The 23,340-nt window shown below is 71.5% G+C and carries 25 protein-coding genes; 16 read left to right on the forward strand and 9 right to left on the reverse strand.

Annotation, left to right across the window (positions count from 1 at the left end):
• Position 1: 1 nt before the first annotated feature.
• Both Phou_RS49900 and Phou_RS49905 read right to left on the reverse strand, forming a co-directional pair.
• Positions 2–595, reverse strand: a complete 594-nt coding sequence (locus Phou_RS49900) for a GNAT family N-acetyltransferase (RefSeq protein WP_173071941.1) — start codon at positions 593–595, stop codon at positions 2–4.
• A 161-nt stretch (positions 596–756) separates the two neighbouring features.
• Complete coding sequence (locus Phou_RS49905; protein WP_173071943.1) at positions 757–1,305, reverse strand: mycothiol transferase; 549 nt, start codon at positions 1,303–1,305, stop codon at positions 757–759.
• Positions 1,306–1,359: 54 nt separating this feature from the next.
• Between Phou_RS49905 and Phou_RS49910 the strand changes: the two genes are divergently transcribed.
• Together Phou_RS49910 and Phou_RS49915 are read left to right on the forward strand one after the other, a co-directional pair.
• The gene (locus tag Phou_RS49910; RefSeq protein WP_173071945.1) at positions 1,360–2,319 is read left to right on the forward strand and encodes a helix-turn-helix transcriptional regulator; all 960 of its coding nucleotides are present in this window, start codon (positions 1,360–1,362) and stop codon (positions 2,317–2,319) included.
• Between the two features lie 5 nt (positions 2,320–2,324).
• The gene (locus Phou_RS49915) at positions 2,325–3,623 is read left to right on the forward strand and encodes a TIGR04013 family B12-binding domain/radical SAM domain-containing protein (RefSeq protein WP_246274879.1); all 1,299 of its coding nucleotides are present in this window, start codon (positions 2,325–2,327) and stop codon (positions 3,621–3,623) included.
• Positions 3,624–4,028: 405 nt separating this feature from the next.
• Here the strand turns inward: Phou_RS49915 and Phou_RS49920 are convergent, their stop codons facing one another.
• The 3 genes from Phou_RS49920 to Phou_RS49930 are packed head-to-tail and all read right to left on the reverse strand — an operon-like array spanning position 4,029 to position 6,119.
• The gene (locus Phou_RS49920) at positions 4,029–4,238 is read right to left on the reverse strand and encodes a hypothetical protein (protein WP_173071947.1); all 210 of its coding nucleotides are present in this window, start codon (positions 4,236–4,238) and stop codon (positions 4,029–4,031) included.
• Positions 4,239–4,268: 30 nt separating this feature from the next.
• A complete protein-coding gene (locus Phou_RS49925; protein ID WP_246274880.1) occupies positions 4,269–4,784 on the reverse strand; it encodes a helix-turn-helix domain-containing protein in 516 nt (171 codons plus the stop codon).
• Between the two features lie 39 nt (positions 4,785–4,823).
• The gene (locus Phou_RS49930) at positions 4,824–6,119 is read right to left on the reverse strand and encodes an MFS transporter (RefSeq protein WP_173071949.1); all 1,296 of its coding nucleotides are present in this window, start codon (positions 6,117–6,119) and stop codon (positions 4,824–4,826) included.
• Between the two features lie 105 nt (positions 6,120–6,224).
• Between Phou_RS49930 and Phou_RS49935 the strand changes: the two genes are divergently transcribed.
• Positions 6,225–6,743 (forward strand): Lrp/AsnC family transcriptional regulator, encoded by a 519-nt coding sequence (locus tag Phou_RS49935; protein WP_173071951.1) that lies wholly within the window; start codon positions 6,225–6,227, stop codon positions 6,741–6,743.
• Here the strand turns inward: Phou_RS49935 and Phou_RS49940 are convergent.
• Positions 6,704–7,492 (reverse strand): class I SAM-dependent methyltransferase, encoded by a 789-nt coding sequence (locus Phou_RS49940; RefSeq protein WP_173071953.1) that lies wholly within the window; start codon positions 7,490–7,492, stop codon positions 6,704–6,706. The two genes, Phou_RS49935 and Phou_RS49940, sit on opposite strands and share 40 nt — an antisense overlap.
• A gap of 181 nt (positions 7,493–7,673) precedes the next feature.
• On the opposite strand from Phou_RS49940, the gene Phou_RS49945 reads away from it, so the two are divergent.
• Genes Phou_RS49945 through Phou_RS49960 form a run of 4 tightly spaced genes read left to right on the forward strand, consistent with a single transcriptional unit; the run spans position 7,674 to position 10,093 of the window.
• A complete protein-coding gene (locus Phou_RS49945) occupies positions 7,674–7,937 on the forward strand; it encodes a winged helix-turn-helix domain-containing protein (RefSeq protein WP_173071955.1) in 264 nt (87 codons plus the stop codon).
• A gap of 56 nt (positions 7,938–7,993) precedes the next feature.
• Positions 7,994–8,917: an FAD-dependent oxidoreductase gene (locus Phou_RS49950; protein ID WP_173071957.1), complete on the forward strand. Its 924-nt coding sequence runs from the start codon at positions 7,994–7,996 to the stop codon at positions 8,915–8,917.
• Positions 8,914–9,486: a TetR/AcrR family transcriptional regulator gene (locus Phou_RS51985; protein WP_218579673.1), complete on the forward strand. Its 573-nt coding sequence runs from the start codon at positions 8,914–8,916 to the stop codon at positions 9,484–9,486. The genes Phou_RS49950 and Phou_RS51985 overlap by 4 nt, the downstream gene beginning before the upstream one ends.
• Complete coding sequence (locus Phou_RS49960; protein WP_173071959.1) at positions 9,479–10,093, forward strand: hypothetical protein; 615 nt, start codon at positions 9,479–9,481, stop codon at positions 10,091–10,093. Before Phou_RS51985 ends, Phou_RS49960 begins: the two co-directional genes overlap by 8 nt.
• 311 nt (positions 10,094–10,404) lie before the next feature.
• Here Phou_RS49960 and Phou_RS49965 read toward each other — a convergent pair whose 3' ends face one another.
• Entirely contained in the window at positions 10,405–10,833 is a 429-nt protein-coding gene (locus tag Phou_RS49965; RefSeq protein ID WP_371872294.1) for a RusA family crossover junction endodeoxyribonuclease, read from the reverse strand.
• 388 nt (positions 10,834–11,221) lie between these two features.
• Here Phou_RS49965 and Phou_RS49970 point away from each other — a divergent pair, with 388 nt between their 5' ends.
• From Phou_RS49970 to Phou_RS49985, 4 genes are all read left to right on the forward strand, one after another.
• Positions 11,222–12,436, forward strand: coding sequence for an ABC transporter substrate-binding protein (locus tag Phou_RS49970; RefSeq protein ID WP_246274881.1), 1,215 nt, complete (start codon positions 11,222–11,224; stop codon positions 12,434–12,436).
• 88 nt (positions 12,437–12,524) lie between these two features.
• Positions 12,525–13,481, forward strand: a complete 957-nt coding sequence (locus Phou_RS49975) for a carbohydrate ABC transporter permease (RefSeq protein ID WP_173071965.1) — start codon at positions 12,525–12,527, stop codon at positions 13,479–13,481.
• Positions 13,481–14,308, forward strand: a complete 828-nt coding sequence (locus Phou_RS49980) for a carbohydrate ABC transporter permease (RefSeq protein WP_173071967.1) — start codon at positions 13,481–13,483, stop codon at positions 14,306–14,308. The genes Phou_RS49975 and Phou_RS49980 overlap by 1 nt, the downstream gene beginning before the upstream one ends.
• A gap of 3 nt (positions 14,309–14,311) precedes the next feature.
• Positions 14,312–15,514, forward strand: a complete 1,203-nt coding sequence (locus Phou_RS49985; protein ID WP_173071969.1) for an ABC transporter ATP-binding protein — start codon at positions 14,312–14,314, stop codon at positions 15,512–15,514.
• A gap of 201 nt (positions 15,515–15,715) precedes the next feature.
• On the opposite strand, the gene Phou_RS49990 is transcribed toward Phou_RS49985, so the two are convergent.
• On the reverse strand, positions 15,716–16,123 hold the full coding sequence (locus Phou_RS49990) for an N-acetylmuramic acid 6-phosphate etherase (RefSeq protein ID WP_173071972.1): 408 nt from the start codon (positions 16,121–16,123) through the stop codon (positions 15,716–15,718).
• 115 nt (positions 16,124–16,238) lie between these two features.
• Here Phou_RS49990 and Phou_RS49995 point away from each other — a divergent pair, with 115 nt between their 5' ends.
• From Phou_RS49995 to Phou_RS50015, 5 genes are all read left to right on the forward strand, one after another.
• A complete protein-coding gene (locus Phou_RS49995) occupies positions 16,239–16,904 on the forward strand; it encodes a winged helix-turn-helix transcriptional regulator (RefSeq protein ID WP_173071974.1) in 666 nt (221 codons plus the stop codon).
• Positions 16,905–17,530: 626 nt separating this feature from the next.
• Positions 17,531–18,007 carry a hypothetical protein gene (locus Phou_RS50000; RefSeq protein WP_173071976.1) on the forward strand — a complete coding sequence of 159 codons (477 nt, stop codon included), beginning with the start codon at positions 17,531–17,533 and terminating at the stop codon, positions 18,005–18,007.
• Between the two features lie 74 nt (positions 18,008–18,081).
• Positions 18,082–19,407 carry an AfsR/SARP family transcriptional regulator gene (locus tag Phou_RS50005; protein ID WP_173071977.1) on the forward strand — a complete coding sequence of 442 codons (1,326 nt, stop codon included), beginning with the start codon at positions 18,082–18,084 and terminating at the stop codon, positions 19,405–19,407.
• Positions 19,408–19,619: 212 nt separating this feature from the next.
• Positions 19,620–19,802 carry a hypothetical protein gene (locus Phou_RS50010; protein WP_173071979.1) on the forward strand — a complete coding sequence of 61 codons (183 nt, stop codon included), beginning with the start codon at positions 19,620–19,622 and terminating at the stop codon, positions 19,800–19,802.
• Positions 19,795–20,517: a M15 family metallopeptidase gene (locus tag Phou_RS50015; protein ID WP_173071981.1), complete on the forward strand. Its 723-nt coding sequence runs from the start codon at positions 19,795–19,797 to the stop codon at positions 20,515–20,517. The genes Phou_RS50010 and Phou_RS50015 overlap by 8 nt, the downstream gene beginning before the upstream one ends.
• 8 nt (positions 20,518–20,525) lie before the next feature.
• Here the strand turns inward: Phou_RS50015 and Phou_RS50020 are convergent, their stop codons facing one another.
• Positions 20,526–23,294 (reverse strand): alpha-amylase family glycosyl hydrolase, encoded by a 2,769-nt coding sequence (locus Phou_RS50020; protein WP_173071983.1) that lies wholly within the window; start codon positions 23,292–23,294, stop codon positions 20,526–20,528.
• Positions 23,295–23,340: the final 46 nt, after the last annotated feature.

Consider the following 23,340-nt stretch of genomic DNA (forward strand, 5'->3'; position numbering starts at 1 on the left):
ACTACGCGAAGTCGATCCGCATGACCACGCGGCGGAGGGTGGGGCGGCTGACCTCGGTGAAGCCGGCCTCTTCGAAGACCTGGCGGGCGCCGACGTTCAGCTCACCCCAGGTGATCACCTTTCCCGGGTCGGCGACCATCGGGTACGCCTCCAGCGCCCGCGCACCCCGCTCCCGCGCGAAGTCCACCGTCGCCTTGGCCAGGTCATAGGTGAGGCCCTGCCCGCGGTACCCGTTGCGCACCGCGAAGCAGGTCACCGCCCACACGTCGGGGTCGTCCCGGTCCTCCTGGCGGCCCGCCCAGGGCACGCGGGAGGTGCGCAGCTTCGGGTACGCCACGCGCGGCTCGACCGCCACCCAACCGGCCGGCTCGCCATCCACGTACGCCAGGAGCCCGCTGGTCGCCGGCGCGTCCGGCTCGCCGCAGTGCGTCTGCTCGCGCAGGGCCTCGTCGCGCTCCTGCTGGGTCGAGTCGCGCCAGATCCAACCCATCACCTTGAACCGCTGGCACCGGCACCGCCCCGCGTAGGAGCTGCCCACCACCGCGGTGACGTCCTCCCAGGACGCCTCATTGGCCGGGACGATCCGAAGACTCACTGTCCCTCCGGGTTCGCTCGCTCGTGCGGCGCTGGAGGCGGCGTCTTCCTCCGCCGGCCCGAAACCCCGACTTCGTCGGCGGGCCGGCTGCGTCCAGACGCCGCCGCGCCAACTCGCTCGCTCACTGTGCTCCCTGGTTCGCTCGCTCGTGCGGCGCTGGCTCACTGCGGAGGGTCTTCGCCGACCAGGCCGTCGACCGCCTCGCGCATGAGGTCGGCGTGGCCGACGTGCCGGGCGTACTCGTCGTGCAGGTCGACCAGCAGGCGCCGCAGGTTGGGTGAGCGGCCGTCCGCGGTGACGTACGTCGTCGGCTGGTCCAGGCCGCCTGTCGCCAGCATCTTCGCCAGTGCGGTGCGGTGGCGCTCGACCGCGTCCCGCCACAGCGCGTACAGGTCGTCGGGGGAGTCGGCGGCGGCGCTGTTCCAGCAGTAGTCGGGGTCGGCGTCGAAGTCGGCGCGCCGCCACGAGCCGGACGCCGCGCCGCCGGTCAGGTCGCGCGAGGTGTAGTAGTCCTCGATGAACGCCATGTGCTTGAGCAGCCCACCCAGCGTCATCGTGGACGGCGGGAAGGGGCGGCGAAGGCCGGTGGCGTCTAGGCCGCCGCACTTCCACGCGAACTGCGCCCGCGAGCGGTCGAGCGCGAAGAGGGCCATCTCGACCTCGCTGGCGGCCAGCGGAGGCTCCTGAATCGTCGTGTCCAGATCGATCATGTCGGCATGTTAGGTTGCGTTCCGGTCGTTCCGCTTCCGGAATGTGGGGATGCCGTGAGACCCGACGCGAGTCCCACCGCCCGGGCGCTGCTCGCGCTCGAGCTGGTGCAGGGCGCGCCGGGCATCACCGCCGAGCGGATCGCGGGCAAGCTGGGCGTGTCGGAGCGCGCCGCCCGGCGGTACGTGGAGATCCTGCGCGAGGCCGGCATCCCGATCGAGTCGGAGCGCGGCCCGCACGGCGGCTACCGCCTCGGCCGGGGGCTGCGGCTGCCGCCGCTGCTGTTCAGCGGCGACGAGGCGCTCGGCTTGGTCATGGCGGTGCTCGACGGCCACCACGACGCCGGCGATCCCACCGACCCGGTCGGCAGCGCGCTCGGCAAGCTCGTGCGGGCGCTGCCCGAGCCGGTCGCCGCGCAGGCCGAGGCGGTCCGCCGCAGCGCCGCGCCGGCGCCCGACCGCGGCGCCGCCCGGCCCGACCCGCAGACCACGTTCGCGCTGGTCGAGGCGCGTGCGCAGGGGCGGAGGGTGCGTTTCGGATACCGTCCCGAGGCCGGTCCGGAGCGGATCTTCGAGGTCGACCCCTGGGCCGTCGTGATCCGCCACGGCCGGTGGTACCTGCTGTGCTTCTCGCACACCTCCGGCGCGCGCCGCGCGTACCGGATGGATCGGATCGGCGGGGTGGCCGTGCTGGACGCGGCCTTCAGCCCGCCCGCGGACCTCGACCCGGTCGCCGCGCTGGAGGAACACCTCTCGGTCGGCTGGGAATACCACACCGAGGTGCTCATCGACGCGCCCGCCGAGAGCCTGTCCCGCTGGCTCCCGCGCGTCCTCGGCCGCCTCGATCCGGTCGACGAGGGCACCTGCCGCCTGGTCGGGACGACCAGCAACCCCATCTGGTACGCCGAGCAGCTCGCCGTCGTCCCCCGCATCCAGCGCGTCGTCGGCGGCCCCGAGCTGCGGTCGGCCGTGCGCGCACTGGGCGAGCGGCTGCTCGCGGCGACTTTGGCAGGATAGCCCGCGTGGATCTCGTGATTGTGCTGCGCTACCGCAAGGCGGTGACGTACGGCCTGCACGTGCTGCTCGGCGCGCTGGAGGAGCACGAGACGCCGGTGCGGTACGACGTGCGGTTCGCGGTGACGCCCGAGGACACCGCCGAGGAGATCGAGGCCGCGCTGTCCGTGGCGCCGCGGGTGCTGGTGCTGTGGTCGTTCTACTCGCCCGACGCCGAGGCGCTCGCCGCCGAGCTGGCCACCATCCGGTCCAGAGTGGACTCCCCGCGGGTGAGGCACGTGGCCGGCGGCGTGCACGCCACCGCCGAGCCGGTGCAGACGCTGGACGCCGGGTGGGACGTGGCCGCCGTGGGCGAGGGGGAGACCACGCTGCTGGCGCTCGTCGACGCGGCCGGCGATCCGGCGGGCGTGCCGGGCCTGGTCTACCGGGACGCCACCGGCGCGGTCGTGAAGACGGGGCGGCCGGCGCGGCTCCCGCTCGACACGTTCCGCGGCTTCTCGCTGCGGTGGCAGCGCTTCAACGCGCTGGAGATCACCCGCGGCTGCCTGTACTCGTGCCGCTTCTGCCAGACCCCCTTCATGTTCTCCGCCCGCTTCCGCCACCGAGGTGTCGCCAACGTGCGGTGGCACGTCGACCAGATGCGGGCCAGGGGGATGCGCGACGTCCGGTTCATCACGCCGACCGCGCTGTCGTACGGCACCGACGGCGAGGAGCCCAACCTCGCCGCGGTCGAGGAGCTGCTGGCCACCTGCAAGGAGGGGATCGGGCCGGAGGGGCGGGTGTTCTTCGGCTCGTTTCCGAGCGAGATCCGGCCGGAGCACGTGAGCCGCGAGGCGCTGCGGCTGGTCCGCCGGTACTGCGCCAACACCAACATCATCGTCGGCGCCCAGTCCGGCTCGGACCGGATCCTCGACGCCGCCAAGCGCGGCCACGGCGTCGAGGAGGTCAGGCGCGCCACCCGGCTGGGCATCGCCGAGGGATTCACCATCAACGTCGACATGATCTTCGGCATGCCCGGCGAGTCCCCCGACGACGTGGCCTCCTCGCTGGCGCTCGCCCGCGAGCTCGCCGACCTGGGCGCCCGCATCCACGCGCACACGTTCATGCCGCTGCCGGGCACCCCGTGGCGCGACGCCCCACCCGGCGAGGTCGACCCCGAGACGATCAGCGCGGTCGACCGCCTCTCCCAGCGCGGCGCGCTCTACGGCCACTGGCGCAAGCAGCAGGACCACGCCAGCCGCCTCGCGACCGCCGCACGCCAGTACCCCCGCCCCGGCCGTAGCCGCACGCTGCCCATTGTGGACTGAGCCGGGTCTTCACGGCCGTCCGCCGGCGCTGCCGCCTCACCCTCCGCGGTCGCCCAGCTCAACCCAGGGGCCCGCTCCGGCAGATCTTGGCAAGTTGGCGTCGAAATAACGCGCCAACTCACCAAGATTCGAAGCTCACACCGCCTGCACCTGATCGGCGGTCACCGACTGCGACGACGGTGCCGAACCACGGGCGGACTCGCGGACGTGCGCCATTTGGGTTGCACATTTACCAGCAGCTCACCCTGACCGCGAAGGTCTCTAACGACCAGGGCCCACACCACGAAGGCGGCCGCGACCGCCACGTTGACCGCTGTCGTGGCCCAGCGCGCCACCGCCACCGGGTGCGGTCGTTGAGGGGTGCGGAGGGCCAGCGCCGCCCCGCGCGGACCGCGGCGTACCCGGTCAGGCCCAGTCGAAGCCGCCGTCCCTCTCGCCGGCGCCGAGCAGGCGGCGGCCGAGGTTGTCGACCGAACGGTCGGTGTTGCCGAGCACCACCACGCCCCGCCCCTCGGCCCGGTCGAAGCCGGCGTAGGCGCTGAAGCCGCCCGTGTCGCCGTTGTGCCAGGTGACACCGTCCGGCTCGTACTCGCTCATCAGCGCGGCCACGAGCACGCCGGCCGCCCACGGCTCAGCGGTCCCACCTCATCGCGTCGCCGCCGTGAGTGTCACCAGCAGCGGCACCACGCGCTCGGCGGGCACGATGTACTGCCCTCGCCCGTTCGTCCGCAGCCATCCCGCGCTGACGAGCTGGCGCAGGTGATGGTAGAGCTGCCCGGTGGTGCCAAGACCCTCCACTTCGGACAGCTCGGCCGCCGCGTGCCGCCCGCTCAGCACCTCGCGGAGCAGCAGCAGCCGCACCGGGTGGGCCAGCGCGGACAGGGAGGCCGCCGCCGCCGACCAGTCCATCGCCAGCAGGTCGGCGGCCGCCACGCCGTACTGCCACTCGTAACGCTCGCCCTCCGCCGGCTCCACGGCGCCGGTGTAGAGGACGGCGCCGGCGCCGCCGGCCACTCGCCGTTTGAGCCCCTCCAAGGCCCAAAAGACATCTTCGGTACCGGCTACCCGCTCGCCGACCTCCGGCGATGACCCATCCAGTCGGGCGGTGAGCGCGGCCACCTGCTCCTCGAGGGCGGCGACCCGGTCCTCCATCGACGTCATGCACCCAAGTATTACGCAAGTACGTAGTTACGACAATGCTCAGGTTGCCGCGCGCGGATGCCGCACCGCGACGAGCGCCAGCAGGGTGGTCGAGGCGGCCGCGATCAGCGGGTACCCGCCCGTGGCGTACGCGGCGGTCGACGCCAGCGCGGCCACCGCCGCCAGCCCCCACACCGCACCGTCAACGGCGCCCTCGACGCCGGCCCGGTCCGCCTCGGGCAGGCCGGTCGCGAGGCTGCCGCTGCCGCCGACGAAGCAGAGGTTCCAGCCGTACCCGAGCTGGAAGAGCGCCGCGACACGCAGTGCCTCGTCGTGCGGCGCGATGGCCAGCTGCACGGTCGCGACAAGCATCGTGACCAGCCCGGCCAACATGACCGGCCGCGCGCCGACCCGGTCGATCAGCCACCCGGTGAGCGGCGACAGGGCGAACATGCCGAGCGCGTGCGCCGACAGTGCCGCGCCGACCACGCCCAACCCGTCGTGGTGCTCGTGGATGCCGAGCGGCGCCGCCGTCATGACCGCGCCCATCACCACCTGCGCCGCCGCCATCACCGCGAACGCCCACCGCGCCGCCGGCGTCCGCACCAGCGTCCGCACACGCCCGCCGCGCACCTGAGCACCACGGTCGTCGCGCAGCCGCGCGGGCGTGGCCGCAACGTTCCCGCCGTCGCGCTGCCGCGCGGGCGTGGCCGCCGCCTTTCCGCCCTCGCGGGGAAGGCCGGCGTGCCCGTGCCGCCGGGGCAGCGCGAGGGTGGCCACGGCGGCGAGCATGCCGGCGACGGCGGCCAGCAGGAACGGTCCCGCGAACGCCACCCACCCCAGCCGCGCACCCACCTCGCCGGCCGGCGCGAGCAGCAGCGGCCCGCCCACCGCGCCGAGCGCGCCCGCCCACACCACCACGCCGATCGCGAAGCCGCGCCGCCCGGCCGGCTGGTGCTCGGCCGCGGCGTAGCGGGACAGCAGCGCACCGGCGTTTCCGAGCCCGATGAGGAGCATGCCGGCGCACAGCACCACGGCGTGACCACCGATCGCCGCGGCCATCGTGAGGGCGCCACCGGCCGCGGCGGCCGCGTACCCCGCCACGAGGCCGGCCCGCCACCCCCACCGCTCGCGCGCGCGGCTGAGCGCGACCGCGCCGGCACCGGTGCCGATGATGGCCGCCGTGTTGGGCGCGGCCGCGAGCGCGGCGCCCCACCGCTCCGCGGCGATGAGGGTGCTGACCGGGCTGGCGGCGGCGATCGCGGCGTTCATCAGGCCGGCCGCGGCGAAAAGGACGGCGATGGCCCGCCGCTGGGACGCCGCCGGCGGCGCGGTGGGCAGGGAGGTGACACTCATGGATCTCACGGTAGGAAGGTGCGCCGCGCGGTTACATGGGCGGCGAGCATCCATCGTGCGCCCACGGCTGTTGAACGCAAGGCGATTGCGCGCAACACTTTGCGGATGAAGGAGCTGGACCAGACCGACTGGCGCATCATCGCCGAGCTGCAGCGCGACGGCCGCCTCTCGTACAACCAGCTCGGCCGCCTGGTCAACATGTCGTCGCCCGCGGTCGCCGAGCGCGTACGCCGGCTCGAGGAGTCCGGTGTGATCGCCGGCTACCAGGCGCGCATCGACCCGGCGCGCGCCGGGCTTCCGCTGACCGCCTTCGTCCAGCTGCGGTGCGAGCACGGCCGCTGCCTGCTGAAGACGACGACGGCCGACGACTTCCCCGAGGTGGTCGAGATCCACAAGCTGAGCGGGGGCTTCTGCTCGATGCTGAAGGTCCGCGTGGCCACCATGGCGCATCTGGAGGGCCTGCTGGAACGCCTGGGCGAGCACCGCGAGATGCACTCACACGTGGTGCTGTCCACCCAGTACGAGAACCGTCCCGTGCAGCCACCGACCGTGGAGCGCGCGGTCACCCCGTCCAGCGGATGGGGCTACGGCTCGGGGAGCGGGGCGCGGCCGATCGTGGAGTAGAGGAAGTGGCCGCGGATCACCAGGCCCGAGCGGGTATCCGTGACCAGCCACCACAGGTGGTCCAGGTCGGCCGCGGTGAGGCCGGCGGCGAGCAGGCGGTCGCGGAAGAGTGTCAGGTTGACCGTCGTCAGCAGCGCGCCCGCGCTGCCGGCGGGCCAGACCGGGGCGTGGATCGCGGTGTTGACCTCGGTCAGGCCGGCGGCGAGCATCTCGCCGTGGATGCGGGCGGCCCAGGTGGGGTCGTTGGCGAGGATGTCCAGCAACATGCGCTGATATCGCTCGAACAGCGCCGAGTCGGCCGGCGTGGGTGCGGCCAGGACGATGTGCTCGGGGCGGATGTACCAGTCTTCGACCACCAGGCTCCCGCCCGGGCGGAGGGCGGCCGCGAGCTTGGCCAGCACCCGCTCGCGCTGGGGCAGGTGGATGAGCAGGAGGCGGGCGTGGACGAGGTCGTAGGGCGGGTCGGGCACCGGCTCGGCCACGATGTCGTGGGTCAGCACGTGGACGCCGGTGCCGGCGGTGAGGTGGCGTGGCTTGAGGTCGGTGGCGACCACGGCTGCGCCGCGACCGGCCAGCCACCGCGCGATGCTGCCGGCTCCCGCGCCGACCTCGAGGCAGCGGAAGGGGCCGGCCGGTGTGTCTACTGAGGACAGACGGGTGCGGGTGAAGTCGTCGAGCATCGCGGAAAGGCACGCGTGCTGCTGTTGCGCCACCTCCACGTCGTTGTCGTAGGCGTAGCCGCCCGGCATCGGACCTCCTGAGGGGTGAGGCGACCCGGGCCACCAGGTTGCCGACCAAGGGGCGGGGTCGCCTCACCGAACGTCAACCTAGGGTTCTAAGGACCCAGAGTCAATTGGGTACGACGAATACTTGAGACCCCAGGGCGGGCATGATCAAATGTCATACGCCGACCAAGGGGAGTGCCAGCACATGCCCGCCGTGCCCGTTTATCGCAAGATCATTAATGACATCCGCGAGCGGATCGAGTCCGGTGAACTCAAGGCGGGCGACAAGCTGCCCTCGATCGCCGAGCTGATGCAGGCCTACGAGTGCAGCGATACCCCGGTCAAAGCGGCCCTCGGTCGCCTGCAGGACGCCGGGGTGCTCGAGGGCCACCAGGGGCGCGGCGTCTACGTCATGGGCAAGCCCGTCAAGGGCACATCGTCGGCGATTTCTTCCTCCCCAGGACAGTAGAATCACGCGCGGAAACAACCGTACCCGCGCACCGGGAAGTGGTGCATCCAACCCAAATGTTCGACGTCGTGGTGGTCGGGGCCGGCGTGATCGGACTGACGTCCGCGATCCGCCTGCGGGAGGCCGGCGCCCGCGTCGCCCTGGTGGCCGCCGACCCGCCCGCCGAGACGGTGTCCGCCGTTGCCGCCGCCGTCTGGTACCCCACGCGCACCGACCCCGACCCCCGGGTGCTGGCCTGGGCCGGGCAGACCTATGACGAGCTGGCCCGCCAAGCGGCCGCCGGCGTGCCCGGGGTGGTGATGCGCCGCACCCGCATGGTCGTCCAGGCGTCCGACGACCCGTGGTGGGCACGGGTCGTACCAAATTTTGAAGACCACGGCCGTGAGTGGCGTTTCACCGTGCCCACGGTGGAGATGGGCCTTTACCTGGAGTGGCTCGTGGCGCGGCTGGCCGGCGGCGGTGTGGTGCTGGAGCGCCGGCGCCTCCGGGGGCTCGCGGAGGCCGCGCGGCTCGCGCCCGTGGTGGTCAACGCGACCGGCCTCGCGGCCGGCGAGCTGTGCGGCGACGCGGCGGTCTTCCCGGCACGCGGGCGCGTCGTGCTGGTCGCCAACCCGGGCCTCGAGGTGTCCGTCCGGGAGGAGCACCATCCGGCCGGGATGGTGTATGTGCATCCTCGTTCGGGGGATGTGGTGCTGGGTGGCACGTTCGAGCCCGGCGAGTGGGACACAGGGCCGGATCCGCAGGTCGCGGCGGGGATCGTGGCCCGCTGCACCGAGCTCGTGCCGGAGCTGGCCGGCGCCGAGGTGCTGGGCGAGCGGGCGGGGCTGCGGCCGGCGCGGCGCGGTGGCCCGCGGGTGGGCGCCGCCCCCGATCCGCTGCCCGGCGGTGCCCGAGTGATCCATAACTACGGGCACGGAGGTGCCGGAGTAACGCTGTCTTGGGGATGCGCGGCCAGCGTTCTCGTAGACTTCTGGCCGTGACCTCGGTCCAGATCGCGGAGAGCCACACCCTCCGGCGGGATGCCCGGCGCAACCGGGCTTTGATCATCGAGGCGGCGCGCGAGGTCTTCGCGATCGCCGGCTTCGGTGCGCCCTTGGATGCGGTGGCCCGGCGCGCGGGCGTCGGGCGGGGCACGCTCTACCGACACTTCCCGGACCGCTATGCCCTGGCGGTCGCCATTTTCGAAGACAACGTGCGCGACATCGAGGAGCTGGCGGTGGTCTACGCCGGCCGCGCGGACGCGTTCGACGCGCTGCTGCGCTCGCTTGTCGACCACCAGGTGCGCAGCCACGGCCTGCACCAGGCGCTCGACAAGGGCACGGAGGCGCCTGAGCTGCAGGCGCTGGCCGAGCGCATCGTGCTCGCCTTCGCCGAGCCGATGCGGCGCGCGCAGGAGGACGGCGCTGTCCGCTCCGACCTGGTCAAGGAGGACCTGCTCGACATCATGCGCATGGTCGCCTCGGTGATCGAGCGCGTCGACGACATCGAGCGCCGCCGGGCCAGCGCCGCCCGCGCCGTGGACCTGCTCCGCAACGGCCTGCGTGGCTGACGCCCTCCCCGGCGTCTACTGGGTCGGCGGCGGCAGCGGGGCCGGCAAGTCCACGATCGCCCGCCGGCTCGCGGCGGCGCACGGCCTCCGGCTGTACCCGACCGACGACGTCATGGCCGACCACGCGCGGCGGTGCGAGGGGGAGGCACTGCGGGCGTTCATCGCGATGGACATGGACGAGCGGTGGCTGCGCCGCTCGCCGGAGACGATGCTGGAGACGTTTCACTGGTACCGCGGCGAGTGCTTCGACCTGATCGTCGACGACCTGCGCCGCCTGCCCGCCGGCCCGGACGTGGTGGTCGAGGGCTTCCGGCTCCTGCCGCACCTCGTCGCGCCGCTGCTCACCGAGGCGCGCCGGGCCGTCTGGCTGCTGCCGACGCCCGCGTTCCGCCGCGCCGCCCTGCACAGCCGCGGGTCGCTGTGGCACATCGCCGGCCGCACGAGCGACCCCGACCGCGCGCTGGCCAACCTCCTCGAGCGCGACCACCTCTTCACCGAACGGCTCCGCGACGAGACGGCCCGGCTCTCCCTTTGCGCGATCGAGGTGGACCCGGCGATGTCCGAGGACGCGCTGGCCGCGAGGGTGGGGCGCGCACTCGGAATCTGAGCTACCGCGATGTCCGCCGTGGTCTGGACCGTTGCGCGGGGCCCCCGGGAAACGTGGAGCGCAGCGGAGCGTTTTCTTGGGGTGCTTTCCCGCGGCCTCACCCTCCGCCGCCGGTCACGGTCGCGGGGGCAGGGCTGGTCGCGGCCGGCCCGCTCCGCTGGTGGGCAGTGGCGGCTCGCACCGCGAGCCGCCCGTGGATCACGATGGGCTTCGCGGTGGCGGATCGCGAACGTCAGTTGCCCTGCGGGGGCGACCGGCGCGGGTGTTCAGCCCGCGCCGCCGACCAGTAGCTCTGGATGTGGTCGGGCTTGTCAGAGGGTCGAGACGCGGACGGTGTAGGACGGCTCGTCCGCGTGCTCCTCGCGGTATGAGAGCTGGCGGATCTGCCGGTCGTCCACGTAGAGCGCCACGTCGACAAGCACGCCCAGGTGGGCCACGCTCACGGCCGCCGAGCGGCGCTTGTCCTGCAGGACGGCGCCGATCCCGCTCAGGAAGTTGGTCACGTCGCCGCTGTGGTGGTCCGGCGGGCGGCGCAGCACCACGTCGAGCGCGACCGGATGGGCCAGCGCGGTCCAGCCTGTGCGCTGCGCGGCCGCGCAGGCGGCCTCCAGCAGTGTGCGCACGCGGCCGGCCTGGCGATGGCCGGCGGAGAAGATCGACAGTGCCTCGTTTTTCAATGGCGGAAGTCCGTGCACGTCGAATGCGATCGTCGACGCGCGCGCGAGGGTTTCACCCACGATCCTGCCCTCCGGACCGTCTAATTGGGACGCGAATGCGGGGAATCGGCGTCGACGGCGATCCGCGACCTGACCGTACCGATGCAATTCGCCGCGTGGCCAGGGTCCGTTCGTTCACATTTATTTATCGACGACCGTGGGCATGGCCCAATTTGCACCGATATCACGTAGTTGATCCTATAGTGAACTCGTCCAGGTTTGATGTCCGGGCAGACGGGGGAGAAGGGGCGCACCACGATCACGCGTCGACGCCGACGCGCTCGCGCCGCGCAGGGGTCATCCCGAGCGGGCGCCGCGCCCTCCGGCGCCCGACCGGAGGGAGGCGAGGCCGGTGCGGAAGATGAGACGGGCGGAGTCGAGGGTACGGAGAGCGGGTGCGGCCGCGGCCGCTATGGCACTGCTCACGCCGCTTGCCGCGTGCGGCGGTGACGACGGCGGCACACCGACCATCAACCTGTACTACGCGCCCGAGCAGAACCTCCAGAAGGTGGTCGACGACTGCAACGCCGAGGCGGCGGGCCGGTACCGCATCGACTACCAGGTGCTGCCGCGCGGCGCGGACGACCAGCGGGTGCAGATGGTGCGCCGGCTGGCCGCCGAGGACGACGGCATGGACGTGCTGGGGCTGGACATCACGTGGACGCAGGAGTTCGCGAGCGCGGACTGGATCCTGGAGTGGACCGGCGACAACAAGGCGCAGGCCGAGCGGGGCACGCTCGCCGGGCCGCTGGCCAGCGCCGAGTACGAGGACAAGCTCTACGCCGCGCCGAAGAACACCAACGTGCAGCTGCTGTGGTACCGCACCGATCTGGTGCAGCAGCCGCCGCGCACGTGGGACGAGATGATCCAGCAGTCGCTCGACCTCAAGGGCCAGGGCAAGCCGTTCGAGGTCATCACGATGGGCGCGCAGTACGAGGGCCTCGTCGTCCTCTACAACACGATCGTCGCGAGCGCGGGCGGCCACATCCTCAACGACGAGGGCACCGAGGCGGTCTTCGACCAGGGCGCGGTGCGCGGCCTGGAGATCCTGCAGAAGTTCGCGTCGGCCGGCGTCACCAGCCCGTCGTTCACCAACTCCATTGAGGACGACGCGCGGCTGCAGTTCCAGAGCGGCAACGCGGCGTACCAGCTCAACTGGCCGTTCGTCTACCCGGCCATGCAGGAGGGCGCGCCGGACCTCGCGGCGAAGGTGAAGTGGGCGCGCTACCCGGGCGTCGACGCGGGCACGCCGAGCAAGGTCACCATCGGTGGGTACAACCTCGCGGTGTCGAAGTACTCCAAGCACCCGGAGGAGGCGTTCGACGCGGCGCTGTGCCTGCGCAACGAGGAGCACCAGAAGTTCTCGGCGATCAACGACGGCGTGCCGCCGACGATCGAGAGCATCTACGCCGACCCGGAGATGGCCGAGGCGTACCCGATGAAGGACACGATCCTGGAAGAGCTGCGGGACGCGGCGAACCGGCCGCTCTCGCCGGCGTACCAGAACATCTCGACGGTGATGTCGGCGACGCTCTCGCCGCCCGCCTCGATCAAGCCCGAGCAGACCGCCAAGGAGCTGCGCGGGTCCATACAGGACGCTCTGGAGTCGAAGGGAGTCCTGCCATGAGCGTGCGTAGCGAGCGAGTGCGTAGCGCGCGAGTCGTCGGGTGCGGCCGCGGAGCCTCGTGGCCGCCGGCAGTGAAGCGAGGTCGGCCATGAGCGCTCCCACGACGGCGGCCGCCAAGCACCGGGCCGAGGACAAGCCGCTCACCAAGGCGGAGAAGGCGCGCCTCTCCGAGGGCAAGCGGGCCGAGCGGCGGCTTGGCTGGCTGCTCTGCGCACCGGCCGCACTGGTGATGCTCGCCGTGGCCGGCTACCCGATCCTCTACTCGGTGTGGCTCTCGCTGCAGCGGTACGACCTGAAGTTTCCGGACGAGCGGGAGTTCGTCGGGCTGTCCAACTACGCGACGGTGCTGGGCAACCAGTACTGGTGGACCGCGTTCGGCGTGACCATGCTGATCACCGTCGTCACGGTCGTGATCGAGCTGATCCTCGGCATGGGGCTGGCCCTCATCATGCACCGCACGCTCGTGGGGCGGGGCATCGTGCGCACGTCCGCGCTGATCCCGTACGGCATCGTCACCGTCGTCGCCGCGTTCTCCTGGCGGTACGCCTGGACGCCCGGCACGGGCTATCTGGCCAACCTCTTCAGCGACAGCGCGCCACTGACCGAGCGGGCCAGCTCGCTGGCCATCATCATGCTGGCCGAGATCTGGAAGACGACGCCGTTCATGGCGCTGCTGCTGATGGCCGGGCTCGCGCTGGTGCCCGAGGACCTGCTGAAGGCGGCGTCGATGGACGGCGCGACCGCGTGGCAGCGCTTCACCAAGGTGATGCTGCCGGTGATGAAGCCGGCCATCCTCGTCGCGCTGCTGTTCCGTTCGCTGGACGCCTTCCGGGTGTTCGACAACATCTACGTGCTGACCGCGGGCGCCAACGAGACCTCGTCGGTGTCGATGCTCGCCTACAACAACCTCATCAAGGGGCTCAACCTCGGCATCGGCTCGACGATGTCGGTGCTGATCTTCCTTACCGTGGCGATCATCGCGTTCATCTTCGTGAAGCTCTTCGGCACGGCCGCACCCGGTAGCAACGAGGAGGGGAAGCGCTGATGGAGTCTCGCGGTCTCAAGTGGCGCTGGGGACTGCTCGACGTCATCGTCGTGGTCTTCGCGCTGATCCCGGTGCTGTGGATCATGTCGCTGTCGTTCAAGACCACCAACACCCTCACCGACGGCAACTTCATCCCACGCGAGTGGACGCTCGAAAACTACAAGACCATTTTCCAGACCGACCAGTTTGTACGCGCGCTCATCAACTCCATCGGCATCGCGCTGATCTCCACGATCATCGCGGTGACCCTGGGCACGATGGCCGCGTACGCGATCGCCCGGCTCGACTTCCCCGGCAAGGGGCTGCTCGTCGGGGTGTCGCTGCTGATCGCGATGTTTCCGCAGGTGTCGCTGGTCTCCCCGCTCTTCGACATCGAGCGGCGGCTTGGCCTGTTCGACACGTGGCCGGGGCTGATCCTGCCGTACATCACGTTCGCCCTGCCGCTGACCATCTACACGCTGTCGGCGTTCTTCAAGCAGATCCCGTGGGACCTGGAGAAGGCGGCCAAGATGGACGGTGCCACGCAGGGTCAGGCGTTCCGCAAGGTGATCGCGCCGCTGGCCGCGCCGGGCGTGTTCACCACCGCGATTCTCGCGTTCATCTTCTGCTGGAACGACTTCCTCTTCGCCATCTCGCTCACCTCCACCGAGCGGTCGCGAACGGTGCCGGTGGCGCTGTCGTTCTTCACCGGCGACTCGCAGTTTGAGGACCCGACCGGGTCGATCTCCGCTGCCGCCGTCGTCATCACCATCCCGATCATCCTGTTCGTGCTCTTCTTCCAACGTCGAATCGTCTCGGGCCTCACGTCCGGCGCTGTTAAGGGGTGACTCATGGCCGATATCGTGCTGGACAAGGTCGGTAAGCAGTACCCGGACGGCACCGTCGCCGTCCGCGAGGTGGACCTGGAGATCGCCGACGGCGAGTTCGTCATCCTGGTCGGGCCGTCGGGCTGCGGCAAGTCCACGCTGCTCAACATGATCGCCGGCCTGGAGGACATCTCCCACGGCGAGCTGCGCATCGGCGGCGAGCGGATGAACGAGAAGGCGCCGCGCGACCGCGACATCGCGATGGTGTTCCAGTCGTACGCGCTCTACCCGAACATGACCGTCCGCGAGAACATGGCTTTTCCGCTGCGACTGGCCAAGATGGACAAGGCCAAGATCGACGAGAAGGTAGCCGAGGCGGCCAAGGTGCTGGAGCTCACCGAGCTGCTCGACCGCAAGCCGGCCAACCTTTCCGGCGGCCAGCGGCAGCGCGTGGCGATGGGTCGCGCGATCGTGCGTAGCCCTAAGGCGTTTCTCATGGACGAGCCACTGTCCAACCTGGACGCCAAGCTGCGCGTGCAGATGCGCACGGTCGTGTCCCGCCTGCAGAAGCGGCTGAACACCACCACCGTGTACGTCACACACGACCAGACCGAGGCGATGACCCTCGGCGACCGCGTGGTGGTGCTGCGGGCCGGCGTCGTGCAGCAGGTCGGTGACCCGCAGACGCTGTACGACCACCCGAACAACCTCTTCGTCGCCGGCTTCATCGGCTCACCCGCGATGAACTTCCTCGGCGCCAAGGCAACGGACGGCGTGCTGAAGACCGCGCTCGGCGACCTGCCGATCGGCGACCGCCTGCGCGGCATGCTGGAAAGCGGCGAGGCACCGCAGGACATGCTCCTCGGCATCCGGCCCGAGCACTTCGAGGACGCCGCGCTGGTGGACGAGGGGCTGCGTGGCAAGGGCGTGGAGTTCGAGGCGCCGGTCGAGCTCGTCGAGTCGATGGGCTCGGACAAGTACGTGTACCTGACCGTCGAGGGCGAGCGTGCCAGCTCGGCCGAGCTGGAGGAGCTCGCCGCCGACGCGGGCGCCGCCGACCTGCCGACCGGTGGCGCCAACCTGGTGACCCGGCTGTCCGCGGAGTCGCGGGTGCGCGAGGGCGGGCCGTACAAGGTCTGGTTCAACCTCGAGAAGACCCACCTCTTCGACCCGTCCGACGGCCGGAACATCACCCTGCACGAGGGCCGCGCGGCCGGGGTGTCGTGACGCTGGCTGGGCCCGCCCGTGTGGGGCGGGCCCAGCCCTGACGTTTCGCCCGACGACCTTTTGCTCATCCCGGGGCGGGTTCGCGGCCTTCGGCCGTTGCGCAACCGGTGGCCTTCGACTCGCCCTGGCGGGTGAAGCCGGCGGCGCCAGTCAATTGCGTCGAGAGGTCGCGTGGCGGCGTCTGGGCCCGCGATCCGCGCTCTAGCTGTTGAGCCCGCGCACCGCCGCGACCGCATCGGCGTCGTCCGACTGCAGCCGTCCCGCCCAGCCCGCGTTCTCCAGCGGGTAGTGGTTCATCAGGATCAGCGTCTCGTCGGTGTTGGCGAGCTCGCCGTAAGCCTTCGCGATGGCCTCGTGGATGCGCCGTGCCATCGTGCGCTTTACCTCCAGCTTGTTCAGCTCGGGGACCTCCAGGAAGCACAGCGGCCGGACCGGCTCGGCGCCCACCCGCCCGTCCTGCGCGACGTTCTCCGCCGGGTACTCCCGGAGCCAGACCCGCACGTCGGGAATCCGGAACGCTTCGTCCACCGCCGCGCTCACCTCTCGCATCATCGACTCCTTGGCGTCCGGCCCGATGCCGGTTGGCGCCTCGATCAGTACCTGTGGCATGGCTGCTCTCCTCCGTGGCTGCTCCGTGGCTCCTTCTAGGTCGGACTGTACAATCAACTACTTGGTATTTCCAAGTAAAAAGTTGGGGAGACGAAGTGAGTGATAGGCTGACCTGGTGGTTGGCAAGCGCGGCTACAACGACGGATGCGCCCTGTCGCACGGCCTGGACCTGGTCGGGGAGCGATGGGCCCTGCTCGTCGTCCGCGAGCTTCTGCTCGGCCCCAAGCGGTTCACCGATCTGCAGTCCGACCTGCCCGGAGTGAGCGCCGACGTGCTCACCCAGCGGCTGCGCGACCTGCAGGCGGCAGGGCTGGTCGTGCGCCGCAGGCTGGGCCCACCCGCGCCCGCCTGGGTTTACGAGCTGACCGACTGGGGCGCCGAGCTGGGGCCGGTGGTCACCGACCTCGCCCGGTGGGCCAGCCGGTCACCCGCGCTGCCGGTGCACGCCCCGATCAGTGCCAGCTCGCTGATCCTGTCGCTGAGGGCGCTGTTCGACCCGGACGCCGCCGCCGGCTTCACCGCCACGGTCGCCCTGCGCCTGGGGGTCGAGGAGTTTACGGTCCGGATCACCGCCGGCACGTTCGACATCGTCCGTGGCGGCGAGGGCCAGCCGGACGTCACCTTCCTGACCGACACCGAGACCCTCACCGGCCTGCTGCACGAGGGACTCAGCCTGGGCAAGGCACATCGCAGCGGCCGGCTCGAGCTCACCGGCGACTGGGCCGTGGCCGAGCGCTTCCGCACCCTGTTTCCACTGCCCACGCCGGTTGCAGTGACCTGACTGGGCGCGGCCAGACCGGGCATGCGACGTGAGCGGGCGCGGCCTGACCAGGCGTGCAGCCTGACCGGGCATGCGACGTGAGCGGGCGCGGCCTGACCAGGCGTGCAGCCTGACCGGGCATGCGGCCTGACCCCCAGTGTGGTGCGGCTTGACCCGAGGGCGTGCGCGAGCCCTAGGCGCGCGGCGCGAGCGGGCGCGGCCTGACCGGCACGAGGTGCCCGGCCCGCAGGGCGGCGGAGCCGGTGGAGCCACGCCAGGCGGACGGGCCGCGTGGCCTGACCCCGGGCACGTGGCCCGAAGCCAGGGGACGTGCGTGAGACCCCGGGGCGTGCGCGAGACCCAGGCGCGCGGCGCGAGCGGGCGCGCGGTCTGACCGGGAACGCGTCGCCTGACCCCGGAACACGCGGCCTGACCCCGGGCGTGCGCGAGACCGGGGCGCGGCGTGCGTCTTGACCCGGGGCGGGTGGCGAGACCGGTGCGCGGCGCGAGCGGGGCGTGCGGCCCGAAACCCGGGCGCGCGGCCTGACCCCGAGGGCCCCGGTGACGCGCGGCCGAGCAGGCCCAGCCCAACCCCCAAACAACCGTGGTGAGCCGCTGGTGAGCGGAGCCGGCCACGCTCGGGAGCCATGCATACCCTTCTCACCGCGATCCTCCTAACCGTCACCGCCTGGGTGCCCGCGCCCTCAACCCCATGGGACGTGCCGGCCGGCGCCCGCTGCGACTTCCCCGTGCACGCCGAGCCCGTCGTCGACGAGGTGAAGACGCGAGTCCTGGCCCGCTACCCGGACGGCTCGACCAAGCGCGAGGCGTACGTCGGCGACCTCGTCCTCGCCGTCACCAACACCGGCACCGGCGAGACGCTGGACGCCGATTTGAGCGGCAGCGCGCTCGTCGAGTACCAGCCGGGCGGCACCCTCACCACCAACTCCACCTGGTACCTGATCGGGCCGGCACTGTTCGGCTTCCGCGAGGGTGGCGGCAACCGGCCGCGCGGGATCTGGGTCTTCGACGGCGTGTACACGGTCGCCTTCGGACCCGACGGATACAAGACGGTCACCGTCCACCACGGCTCCGAGCGAAACCTCTGCACCGAACTGGCGTGACTCGCGACAGCCACACTGTCACGACGAGCACAAACCCCTGCACCGAACTGGCGTGATCAAAGCGTCCCTAACGTATGGAGTTCAGGCTGCTGGGGACGTTCGAGGCCGGGCCGGTGAGCAGGCAGGTCGTGGTGGGCCGGCGGCGCCAGGAGCGGCTGCTGCTCGCGATCCTGCTCCTCGACGCCGGCCACAGCGTCGCGATCGACCGGTTGACCGACCTCGTCTGGGACGGTGAGCCGCCGGCGTCCGCGCGCGGCACCGTCCACACGTACGTCGGCCGCCTCCGTGCCGCCCTCGCCCCGCACGGTGTGGCGATCGTGACCCGGGGCAGCGGGTACGCGGTCGAGGGTGCCGACGTCGACGCGGCCCGCTTCGCCGACCTGGCCCGGCGGGCGGCGGGCACGAGCGACCTGGCCGAGCGGGTACGCCTCGCCGGCGCGGCGCTCGCCCTGTGGCGCGGCCCGCTCCTGGCCGACATCGCGGGCGAGCCGCTGCGCCGGCGGCTCGGCGAGTCGCTGCTGGATCTGCGGCTGGGCACGGCGGAGGCGTACGCGCGGGTGCTGCTCGACATGGGCCACCACGACCGGGTGGCGCTCGACCTGATCGGCCTGGCCCGCGAGCACCCGACGCGGGAAGGGCTGGTCGCGCACCTGATGACCGCCCTGTACCGCGCCGCCCGCCAGACCGAGGCGCTCGCCCTGTACGACCGCGCCCGCAAGGCCCTCGCCACCGAGTCAGGCGTGGAGCCGGGCGTCGAGCTGGAGACGGTGCACCAGCGGATCCTGGCCGGCGACCCGCGCCTGGAGCGGCCGGCCGCGCCGGTGTACGCGGTGCGGGTCCGCGACCTCTGGCTGCCGTGGAGCGTGGGCGGGCACCCGGCGCTGGAGCTGTGCAACACCTACGCCGGGTGGGGCGGCGAGCGGCAGCCCGGCGCGGAGTGGCTGCGCGGGTATCCGACACTCGCCGTCTGGGCCGGCCACCAGGACCTGCTCGACGACGCCACCGTCACGTACCTGCTCGATGCCGCCCAGCGCGACCCGCTCGGCGCGGCGGCCGTGCTCGACGAGGCCCGCGACCTGCGGGCGCGGCTCTACGCCTGCCTGACCGATCCGGCCGACGCGAAGGCGTTCGCCGCGGTCGCACCCTACGTGGAGGCGTCGGCCGCGGCCGCCGTCTTCCGCCGCGCACCGGACGGCCGCGGCCGGTGGCGCCTGACCCCTGCGGCCGGCTTGCGCGCACCCCTGCACGCGGCCGCGCACAGCGCCGGCGACCTGCTCGCCGATCCGCGCCGGCTCACCGTGTGTGCCTGCCCGAGCCCCCGCTGCGGCTGGCTATTCATCGACCACAGTGGACGCCGCCGCTGGTGCAGCACCGCCACGTGCGGCGACCACGCCGCCTGAAAAAAGCAGAAGACGCGGGCTACCGCGACGTCCGTCGTGGTCCGGACCGTTGCTCCCGCAGCCTCGCGGTCCGCGGTGGGTGCGCTCAACCCTGGACCTAGGGCTTCCACCAGTTGGGTGACGGGGTGTCGTGAACCCGATTGCCCCGCCAAACCCGGACGTGATGCGCTGGGACCGGTTTCGCCAAAGTGGTCGCGGATCGGAAGTGGCACATGGACGAGTCGGACGAGACACCGCGCCCGCACGCCTGGGACGAGGAAGAAACGATCTTCACGGAGGACGATGACCTGCGCGCGCCCGAGCTGGAGGTCCCGGACGAGGACCTCGACAGCCCGGCCGCTGACGCCGGCATCGAACGACTGATCAGGGCGGCCGAGGAGGCCGAGGATGGCTAAGTTTCCCACGCGCCCCAAGGGCGTCCACATCAACGGCGCCCGCAGCCGTGGCTGGGGATCGGGATGGCCCAACTGCCAGCGCAGCCGGATGACCACGATCAAGCTCAAGAGCGGCCTCCGCCTGGAGGTCCGGCGGGAGATCGGCGAGCTCGTGCGGCTGTTGCTCGACGAGTGCGAGCGCCGCGGCTACCGGCTCAAGCACAAGTCGAGCGGCTCCTTCAACTGCCGGCCGATCGTCGACTCCGACCCGCCGCGGCCGAGCAACCACAGCTGGGGCCTGGCCGTGGACCTCAACTGGCACGACAACCCCATGCAGGACAGGCTGAAGACCAACATCCCGCCGTGGATGGTCCAGCTCATGTGGGCGTACGGATTCTTCTGGGGTGGCTGGTACAACGGCACGAAGGACCCCATGCACTTCGAGTTCGTCAGGACGCCCGCTCAGGCCGCCGCACTGACGACGAGCCTCAAGCGCGCGATCGGCGCGCAGTTCGGAAAGCCCGCGACCGCCCGCATCATCCCGTTCGGAGACGACATGTTCAACCCGTACTTCGTCCGCACCGCAGGTGACCCCCGCGTCTTCATCGTCACCTCGGGCGGCGTCTTCCACGTCAAAAACCCGACCCACATGAAGTACCTGATCGACGGCGGCGTCCAGAAGGACGTCAAGGAGATCAGCCGCGGGGACCTCAGGGATCTCCTCGAAGTCGAGTAACCCTTCGGTCAGACGGGCGGCGGGCTGGTGTAGACGGTCGGGTCGCCCTGGACGATCCAGACCTCCGGGCTGTTGATCGGCAGGAAGGCGCGGTCGCCGCCGGGCTCCCTCGTGTCCGGCACCGCGTCGCCGGACGGCAGGTGCATGATGAAGTTGACCGGCTGGGTGTCCTGGGCGAGCGGGATGTCGTATTCGGCCCAGCCGCCCTCGATCCTGGTCCACGGCCACGGGTTGTCCCACGCGACCTGGGCGAGCACCGCCGGGTCGACCGCGTCGCCCCACATGTGCAGGCCCCAGCCGGTGTCCTGGTCGCCGTAGTCGCCGGCCGGGCGGAAGTAGTGCAGCGTCGCCATCGTCGCTTGTGGACCGGCCGCGCGCACGCGGCGGACCGGGCTCGTGGCGGTGGTGCCGTCCGGCTCGCGCACGGTCGCCCGGTACTCGATCGGCGTGTCCGACGCGAGGTCGGCCGGCAGCTGGTCTAAGACCGTGTAGACCGGCGAGGTGGCGTCGCTGCCGATCGGGGTCCACGGGCCGGCAGCGACGCGGCGTTCGAAGGTGACGGTGTGCGTGGCCCGTTCCGGATCGACGACCGCGCGGACCTCGACCGTCCCGCGGACGCGGCTGCCCTCGGTGGGTGTCTCGATGGAGACCAGCGGAGCCGGTACGGTCGCGGCGCGGGTGGCGCTGGTGGCGGTGTGGCCGCGGTTGTCCAGGACGACGGCCTTGTACCGCACCGGTGTGCCCGCGCGCAGGTCGCTCACGTCGTCGAAGACCTGGTACGGCGCGTTGTCGTCGACGCCCACCGGCCGCCACGCCCCGCCGCCGGCCTGCGCGTAGAAGGCGACCTCGTAGAACGACGAGCCGGCCACGCTCGCGGTGACGTGCATGCGGCCGCGGGCGCCTTCCGCGGGCGCGGCGCCGGTGAGCGTGACCCTCGGTGCCGCCTTCGAAGCGGGGATGCGGCCGTCCAGCGCGTAAACCACAGTGGACAGTGGCGGCACGGTCAGCGTCACCATGCCGTCCGATGTGGACCGCAGGCGCTCGGCGGAGGTGCCGTAGAGGCGGTGGAAGGTGCGCTTGCCCGCGTACGTGGGAACGGTGGCGGTCTGCGCCTGCTCGCTGTTGTTGAGCGCCACCAGGTACTCGCGCTGCTCGCGCCGGTCCAGCCGGGAGAAGGCGTAGATGCCGGGCCCGCCGGCGGCGTAGCGGTGCACCTGGGCGCCGTCGCGCAGCGCCGGGTGCGCGCGGGTCAGCGCGGCGAGAGAGGAGATGCCACGGTACAGCGGGTGGCCGGGCAGGAAGTTGTCCTGCGCGTGGGTGGCGCCGGTGCCGAGCAGGTCGTCGTCGAGGTAGTCCGGCACCTGGCTGGCAAACATCGTCTGCCGCGCGTTCTGGTCGCCGCCCGCGCCGGTGAAGCCCTGCTCGTCGCCGTAGTAGACGACCGGGTTGCCGCGGCTGAAGTACATCAGCTCGTGCGCGAGGCGGTCGCGGGCCAGCCACTCGGCGTCGCCCGCGCCGGGGTTGTCGGTGGTTACGAAGTGGCCGATACGGCCCATGTCGTGGTTTCCGAGGAACGTGGGCAGCTCGTACACGTTGGAGTCCGCGTCCGTGTACCAGTCGTCGCCGGCGAAGAACGTGGTGAGCTGTCCGGCGGACTGGCCGCGCGAGGCGAAGCCGCGGGCCGCGTCCTGGAACGGGAAGTCCAGCACCGCCTGCATCCTGTCGGCGGTGGTGAAGTGCGACGTGAAGCTCTTCGTCGTGTCGAAGACCTCGCCGAACATGAAGAACTCGCGCTTGCCCTGCCGCCGCGCGTAGTCGAGCACCTCCGGGCCGAACTCCTGCCAGAACTCGTCGTTGACGTGCTTCATCGTGTCGATGCGGAAGCCGTCCACGCCGAAGTCGCGGATCCACGCCTTGTAGATGTCGATCATGCCGTCGACCACGCGCGGGTGCTCGGTGAAGAGGTCGTCGAGGCCGAAGAAGTCGCCGTAGTAGCTGTTTTCACCGACGAACGTGGTGTCGCCTCGGTTGTGGTACAGCGTCACGTCGTTGAGCCACGCCGGCACCTTGAGGTTTTGCTCGGCGGGGTCGAGCACCGGCGTGTACGGGAACGAGGTGGTGGGGCTCAGCGCCGGAAACGACGCCTTGCCCGCGTGGTCGCGGTCGTCGAACGGCACGCCGGCGGCGGTGCGGTAGGGGACCGCGTCCTTGGCGACGTACGCGCGGCGGGCGCCACCCTCGTACCCGATCACGTCCGCGGTGTGGTTGGTGATGATGTCGAAGTAGACCTTCATGCCCCGCGCGTGCGCGGCGTCGATCAGCGCGCGCAGGTCCTGGTTGCTGCCCAGGTGCGGGTCGATCTGGGTGAAGTCGGTGATCCAGTACCCGTGGTAGCCGGCGGACGGACCGTCTTCGAGCTGCACGGCCTTGTTTTTGAAGCTCGGCGTCAGCCAGATCGAGGTGGTGCCGAGGCCGCGGATGTAGTCGATCCGGGACAGCAGCCCCTTGAGGTCACCGCCGTTGTAGAAGCCCTTCTTCGTCGGGTCGAAGCCGGACACCAGCGGGTCGGCGCCAAGTCCACCCTGGTCGTTGCCGGTGTCGCCGTTGGCGAAGCGGTCGGCCATGACGAAGTAGAACGACTCGTCCGTGACCGGTGAACGCAGCGAGTGCAGCGCCGCCAGCCCACGACCGTGACGGTCGGCCGCGACGGCGGGCGTGGCCAGCCCGAGCGCGGCGAGAACGGCGGCGAAGACCGCGAGGACGCGACGGACTGGCATGCAGGCCCCCCACAATCGACATTGACTGCCGGCATCGACTGCGGTG

The organism is Phytohabitans houttuyneae (genome assembly GCF_011764425.1).
Taxonomy (GTDB): domain Bacteria; phylum Actinomycetota; class Actinomycetes; order Mycobacteriales; family Micromonosporaceae; genus Phytohabitans; species Phytohabitans houttuyneae.

What these genes read in the sequence shown, in the direction of transcription:
- Phou_RS49905 (WP_173071943.1), bottom strand. Translation starts at nt 1,305, where the DNA reads ATGATCGATCTGGACACGACGATTCAGGAGCCTCCGCTGGCCGCCAGC.
- Phou_RS49925 (WP_246274880.1), bottom strand. Translation starts at nt 4,784, where the DNA reads ATGACGTCGATGGAGGACCGGGTCGCCGCCCTCGAGGAGCAGGTGGCC.
- Phou_RS49930 (WP_173071949.1), bottom strand. Translation starts at nt 6,119, where the DNA reads ATGAGTGTCACCTCCCTGCCCACCGCGCCGCCGGCGGCGTCCCAGCGG.
- Phou_RS49935 (WP_173071951.1), top strand. Translation starts at nt 6,225, where the DNA reads ATGAAGGAGCTGGACCAGACCGACTGGCGCATCATCGCCGAGCTGCAG.
- Phou_RS49940 (WP_173071953.1), bottom strand. Translation starts at nt 7,492, where the DNA reads ATGCCGGGCGGCTACGCCTACGACAACGACGTGGAGGTGGCGCAACAG.
- Phou_RS49945 (WP_173071955.1), top strand. Translation starts at nt 7,674, where the DNA reads ATGCCCGCCGTGCCCGTTTATCGCAAGATCATTAATGACATCCGCGAG.
- Phou_RS49950 (WP_173071957.1), top strand. Translation starts at nt 7,994, where the DNA reads ATGTTCGACGTCGTGGTGGTCGGGGCCGGCGTGATCGGACTGACGTCC.
- Phou_RS49970 (WP_246274881.1), top strand. Translation starts at nt 11,222, where the DNA reads ATGGCACTGCTCACGCCGCTTGCCGCGTGCGGCGGTGACGACGGCGGC.
- Phou_RS49975 (WP_173071965.1), top strand. Translation starts at nt 12,525, where the DNA reads ATGAGCGCTCCCACGACGGCGGCCGCCAAGCACCGGGCCGAGGACAAG.
- Phou_RS49980 (WP_173071967.1), top strand. Translation starts at nt 13,481, where the DNA reads ATGGAGTCTCGCGGTCTCAAGTGGCGCTGGGGACTGCTCGACGTCATC.
- Phou_RS49985 (WP_173071969.1), top strand. Translation starts at nt 14,312, where the DNA reads ATGGCCGATATCGTGCTGGACAAGGTCGGTAAGCAGTACCCGGACGGC.
- Phou_RS49990 (WP_173071972.1), bottom strand. Translation starts at nt 16,123, where the DNA reads ATGCCACAGGTACTGATCGAGGCGCCAACCGGCATCGGGCCGGACGCC.
- Phou_RS50000 (WP_173071976.1), top strand. Translation starts at nt 17,531, where the DNA reads ATGCATACCCTTCTCACCGCGATCCTCCTAACCGTCACCGCCTGGGTG.
- Phou_RS50005 (WP_173071977.1), top strand. Translation starts at nt 18,082, where the DNA reads ATGGAGTTCAGGCTGCTGGGGACGTTCGAGGCCGGGCCGGTGAGCAGG.
- Phou_RS50010 (WP_173071979.1), top strand. Translation starts at nt 19,620, where the DNA reads ATGGACGAGTCGGACGAGACACCGCGCCCGCACGCCTGGGACGAGGAA.
- Phou_RS50015 (WP_173071981.1), top strand. Translation starts at nt 19,795, where the DNA reads ATGGCTAAGTTTCCCACGCGCCCCAAGGGCGTCCACATCAACGGCGCC.
- Phou_RS50020 (WP_173071983.1), bottom strand. Translation starts at nt 23,294, where the DNA reads ATGCCAGTCCGTCGCGTCCTCGCGGTCTTCGCCGCCGTTCTCGCCGCG.